Raw genomic sequence first — 1,202 nt, 5'->3', positions numbered from 1 at the left:
CATCCGCAAAAACGCCTAAGCAGGGATTCAGACGATGGAAGAGCTTATCTCCCCCGGTATCTACAACCTGATCATCTTTGTGCTGGCGATTTATGTCGGTTACCACGTGGTCTGGAACGTCACGCCCGCGCTGCACACGCCGCTGATGGCGGTCACCAACGCCATCTCGGCAATCGTGATCGTCGGCGCCATGCTGGCCACCGCACTGACCGTGACCCCGCTGGGCAAGACCATGGGCACCCTGGCTGTGGCCCTTGCGGCGGTGAACGTGTTCGGCGGCTTCCTGGTAACCCGCAGGATGCTTGAGATGTTCAAGAAGAAAGCCCCGAAAGTAAAAGAAGAGGCGCCTAAATAATGAGCATGAATCTCGTCACGACGCTCTACTTGATCGCGTCGATCTGCTTCATCCAGGCGCTCAAGGGGCTGTCACACCCAACCACCTCCCGACGCGGCAACCTGTTCGGCATGCTCGGCATGGCGCTGGCCGTGCTCACGACAGTGGGCCTCATCTATAAGCTCGGCGCTGAGCTTGCCACCGCCGGAATCGGCTATGTGATTGTCGGCCTGCTGGTCGGCGGCACTGCCGGTTCGGTCATGGCCAAGCGCGTAGAAATGACCAAGATGCCGGAGCTGGTCGCCTTCATGCACAGCATGATCGGCCTGGCCGCGGTATTTATCGCCATCGCGGCGGTGGTTGAGCCGCAATCCCTGGGCATCGTCAAACACCTGGGCGACGCGATTCCTGCCGGTAACCGCCTGGAGCTGTTTCTCGGTGCCGCCATCGGTGCCATCACCTTTTCCGGCTCGGTGATCGCCTTCGGCAAACTGTCGGGCAAGTACAAGTTCCGTCTGTTCCAAGGCGCACCCGTACAGTTCGGCGGTCAGCACAAGCTTAACCTGGTGCTCGGCCTCGCAACGCTGGGCCTGGGCCTGGCGTTCATGTTCACCGGCAACCTCACCGCGTTCTCGCTGATGCTGGCCCTGGCCTTTGTACTGGGCGTGCTGATCATCATCCCCATCGGCGGCGCCGACATGCCGGTGGTTGTCTCGATGCTCAACAGCTACTCAGGCTGGGCAGCGGCAGGGATCGGCTTCTCGCTGAACAACTCGATGCTGATCATCGCCGGCTCCCTGGTGGGCTCCAGCGGCGCGATCCTGTCGTACATCATGTGCAAGGCCATGAACCGCTCCTTCTTCAATGT

At 60.7% G+C, this 1,202-nt stretch carries 2 protein-coding genes; both read left to right on the top strand.

The window, feature by feature from the left end; genetic code table 11:
• Positions 1-34: 34 nt before the first annotated feature.
• Positions 35-355 carry an NAD(P) transhydrogenase subunit alpha part 2 gene (locus J1G34_RS26910; protein WP_122257540.1) on the top strand — a complete coding sequence of 107 codons (321 nt, stop codon included), beginning with the start codon at positions 35-37 and terminating at the stop codon, positions 353-355.
• Positions 355-1,202 (top strand): NAD(P)(+) transhydrogenase (Re/Si-specific) subunit beta (locus J1G34_RS26905; RefSeq protein WP_222994861.1); only part of this gene is annotated, 848 nt, incomplete at its 3' end. The genes J1G34_RS26910 and J1G34_RS26905, both read left to right, overlap by 1 nt.

Source organism: Pseudomonas sp. Wu6 (genome assembly GCF_019891515.1).
GTDB lineage: Bacteria > Pseudomonadota > Gammaproteobacteria > Pseudomonadales > Pseudomonadaceae > Aquipseudomonas > Aquipseudomonas orientalis_A.
The sequence above is the reverse complement of the archived record's forward strand: the minus strand, read 5'-3'. Positions and strand labels throughout refer to the sequence as shown.